The sequence below is a fragment of the Chitinophaga sp. genome, from assembly GCF_035564935.1.
In the GTDB taxonomy this organism is placed as follows: domain Bacteria; phylum Bacteroidota; class Bacteroidia; order Chitinophagales; family Chitinophagaceae; genus Chitinophaga.
This window is the reverse complement of sequence record NZ_DATMTE010000151.1, coordinates 1-4,377: the sequence shown is the minus strand read 5'-3', so window position 1 is coordinate 4,377 and position 4,377 is coordinate 1. Positions and strand designations below refer to the sequence as shown.

General features: G+C 47.5%; 2 protein-coding genes. Both read right to left on the bottom strand.

What is annotated here, in order from left to right:
- Nucleotides 1-1,170: RagB/SusD family nutrient uptake outer membrane protein (locus tag VN105_RS04075; RefSeq protein ID WP_325638193.1), on the bottom strand; the 1,170-nt coding region annotated here is incomplete at its 3' end.
- A gap of 16 nt (nucleotides 1,171-1,186) precedes the next feature.
- Nucleotides 1,187-4,377, bottom strand: a 3,191-nt coding sequence (locus VN105_RS04070) for a SusC/RagA family TonB-linked outer membrane protein (protein WP_325638191.1), incomplete at its 5' end; no start/stop codon positions are given.

Below are 4,377 nucleotides of genomic sequence, written 5' to 3'. Positions count from 1 at the left end.
CGCAGCGATATAATACATCTCCGGTAAACGGATCAGCGGCACAAGGTTATTATAGATAGGATTACCGGCATCCTGCCAGAACCTGGAACAGAAATAGACGGTACCGCTCAGGTTCCAGAGACGGGCGTAACGGATATCACTAACGCCGCCGGAGCTGATCTCATAGATCTGGTCTACCACACCGCCATTTCCATAGGTATTCGTAAGCTGCTGGTTCACCCCAACGTTCACTGTTCCGCCACTGGATTTAAAGTACTGATCTGCTTTTGACCGGAGATTAAACTTGCTGAGTGCAAATACCTGTTCGGGAATAAAGGTATTGTCCTGGTAATTCGTAATGCGCTCCGGCGTCTGGAAATCAAACATCCCGGCGTTGATCACGTTCACAGCATACTGCAACGCATGCGCCTTATCGCCTTTATACAGGTAGGCCCTTGCCAGCGTGGCTTCTGCGGCCCAGTAGTTAAAATGGTTCTGGCGGTGGTTAAGCCAATCGTTCTGCTGCTGGTTGCTGGCATTATAATAATCATAGCTAACTGTTTTATAATCTGCCAGCAGCGAAGCAGCCAGGGTTAGTTCACTGATCACCGTATCCAGCGCCTGGTTTACGGTGAGTAAGGGCGATACGTTACCGGAAACAGTTGTTACATAGGGAATAGCCGGCCTGGAAGGGCCGCTCAGGTAAGAGGCACCAAATAACCGTAACAGGTCAAAATGCATGAAAGCCCGTAAACCGATTGCCTCCCCTTTTATGAGCTGATAATTCCCCGGCCGGAAGATGTTCTTATTGGCATCGATATGCAGCAGGATATTATTCACGTTGGTAATGGCATAGTACATGGAATCCCATACATTGTCGATACCTGATTTTACAGCGGCATCCTGGTAATTATACAGGGCCGCCTGGTAAAATTGGTGGCCGGGGTTACCCTGGCAATTATATTGCTGGGCAAGCACATCAAGAAAACTCATGGTGAGCTGATCTCCGTACAGGGAAAAGCCTGCCATAGTTGTGTACACCCCATACATGGCGTCTTCATAACCTTTCTCCGTAGAAAACAGTTTATCCGGCGCCACCAGGGTTTCGGGCCTGGCATCCAGCCATTTGTTACAGCCGGAAGCGATGAACAGGATACTTAAGAATACTATTAAAATATGCGTCTTTTTCATACAAACATTTTAACATTTAAAAACCCAGTTGCATGGAGAATGAATAGTTGCGGGCAAAAGGATAAATAAGTCCTCTTTCCTGCCGGATGGTAGAAACCACAAAAGGATTATTGATATACAGGTAGCACTGCAGCCTGCTCATCTTCCATTTGTCGATAAGGCGGTGCGGGAACAGGTATCCCAGTGTGATGGCGTCGCAATACAGGGTATTGTTATCCTGTATGAACCGGGAAGTGGCTTTGGTGATATCGGTGCGGGTATTTCCGTTCAGGTTGGTGAGTCCTTTAAAACGGGCTATATCGCCGGGCTTTTGCCAGCGGTCTGTTAGCACCCGCTCATCCACATTGTATACGGGATCGGCATTCTCTACCCGGTCGGCCAGTGTGTTGTTATACATTTGGCCTCCCAGTTCGGTATGCATGGAAACATTTATGCTAAAGCCTTTGTACATAAAATTGGAGCCGAAGTTCCCGGTCACTTTGGGTTGATTATCACCTACAGGCACTTCATCAAGTGGGCTCCAGCGATAAGTTTGGTGGCCATCGGCTGTCAGGAACACTTCATTACCTGTGCTTGGATCTATGCCGAGGGAGCGCACCGCATAAATAGTGCTCACACTCTGCCCTTCTTTGTATTGGAGCACGGGGGCGGTAACAGGGTTACTGGCTTTTGTTTGTTCACCTACCGCCTGTTCGTTTTGCGCTTTTAACGCGTCGGAGATCTTCAGCAGTTTATTCTGATTATGCAGCACGTTTCCATAAAAGCTCAGGAAGATATTTTCCTTTTCTTTTTTAATGGCAAATGCAGTGAGATACACTTCTATTCCTTTATTCTGTACCGTACCAAGGTTGGCAAAAAAGCTGGTAAACCCGCTGGAGGGCGTAGTATTAATTGCCGTGAAAAGATCATTGGTGCGTTCTGCATAATAGTTGAAGGTGCCCTGTATGCGGCCTTTAAACAATTCAATGTCTGTACCGATATTCAGCTTGTTCGTTTGCTGCCATTTCAGGTTGTTGTTACCCAGGCTCAGCATAGCCGCGCCAATATGATCGAGGTAGCGGGAGGATGTTAAGTATTGATAGGTTTGCGCCGCCGCAAAAGGTGGAAAGTTCTGGGAGCCGGTGGAGCCTATGGAAGCACGCAACTTCAATTTATTGATCATTGCCGGGATGTGCAGGAATTGCTCTTTATGTACATTCCAGCCTATCCCTACCGACCAGAAAGGTGCATAATGTTTATCAGACCCGAAGAGCGAGGAACCGTCTTCACGGAAAGATAAATCAAGCAGGTACCTGTAATCATAGGCATAACTTACGTTAGCGTAATAGCTGATGAGCCGCTGTATGCTTTCTGTGCCGGTGGGCTTCCCGTTAACAGGATATTGTAAACCGAAGAGTATATTGTCCATATCGCCATTTGGAAACCCCTGTACCACTACGGTATTGGAATTGGATCTATCCTGCTGGATGTGGTATCCTGCCGTGGAGAAAAAAGTATGTTTACCAAAGTTGCTGCCATAGTTAAGGAATACATCTCCCTGGTAACTGGACGACAAACCACTTGTTTGCTGGTAGTAGCCACGGCTGGAAAAAAGACTGTCGGGCATGCCCGCAAATTCTATTGCATCTGCAGGCAGGAACACATCCCCGGTATTCCGTTGGTTATACATGCTAAAACGTGTGCTCAGCTTCAGGTCCGGAAGAATGTTCCAGTCGGCCTGGAAGTTATCCGTTACATTCAGATAACCTGTACTGTTCTTTGTTTTCAGCGACGCATCATACATAGGGTTATAGATCATATCATACATCCCTATCTGGTCATTGTTATACTGCAGCACTTTCAATACCTCGCCGCTTACCGGGTCTGCCGGCCGGAAATAGGGATTTACCTTTGCGTATTTTGAGAAATCACCATAAGGGGAGTTCACGGCTTTATTGCTGGTAACAGAAAGATAATTGGTAAACTGCAGCGCACCTTTGTGGTACATCAGTGAAACGCCACCAGACAGGTTATCTCTTTTAGATCCTTTCATAACGCCGGGTGTATTGGCATAGGACAGGTCCATTCCATAACGCATATAATCATCTCCCCCATCCAGGTAAACACTGTGTTTCTGGGCGAAAGCCGTTTTCAGTGGCTGCGATAACCAGTAGGTATTCACGCCTCTTCTCACTTCAGCCAGCCGGTTGTTATACACCTCGTCCAGCGCTTCTTTTGCTGACAGCGGCAGGCTGGAAGTAATATTATAAACGCCCGCCACCTGCTCCAGTTGTAGCTTCTGCGCTGCATCCAGCAGGTGATAACTGGTAAGATCGGGGCTGCTCAGGGAAAGATTGTTATTATAACTCAGGCGAAGCTTCCCTTTCCTTGGCTGTAATGTTTCTATCACCAATACACCGTTGGATGCTTTAGAGCCATAGATGGAGGTAGCCGCAGCATCTTTCAGGATAGTGACCTTACTTACCCGGTTCATATCCAGGTCATAGATCTTTTGCAGCGGCACTTCAAAACCATCCAGGATAAATAACGGCGGATTACTGATGTATCCATACTGGTTGGTGAGGTTCGTATTGGCGATGCTGTTGGCGCCGCGTATCTGGATCTGTGGCAGGTGATTGGGATCTGATCCTGAATTTATATCTGAAGGCACCTGGAAGGAAGCATCGAGTGCACGCAGCGCGCCTATGATACTCGTATTATTTACCGTACGCAACTGGTCAACGGTATAGGTTTTCGCCTCGCCGGTATAATTCTCCACAGGCCGTTTATAGATCCCGTTCACCACTGTTTCATTCAGGCTCATGACCAGTGGTTGTAATACGATCTTTAGGCCTTCGCCGCCGGTTGACCGTACTCTTACCTCGGTGGTGGTTTGATTGATACAGGTCACCTGTAGCAGATCTCCCTCTTCCGCCATCACTGAAAAATGGCCGGCAGCGTCGGTACGCACAAAAACATTTTTGCCTTTAACACTGATGTTGGCCCCCGGTAGCGGCTGCCCGTCCTTATCCGTAACAATTCCGGTTACAACAGCCGGAGGCTGCGTACTACCAGGCAGCTGCTGTTTTTTACTGAATAAAATAATTGTTTTACTTCTGATCAGGTAATCTACCGGAAGATCTTTGAAAAGAAGATCAAGAAATTTTGTAAGCGGCAGATGTGCTGCTTTTACGGAAACGGGGGGAATGTTGTCGAGCACAGGTCCAT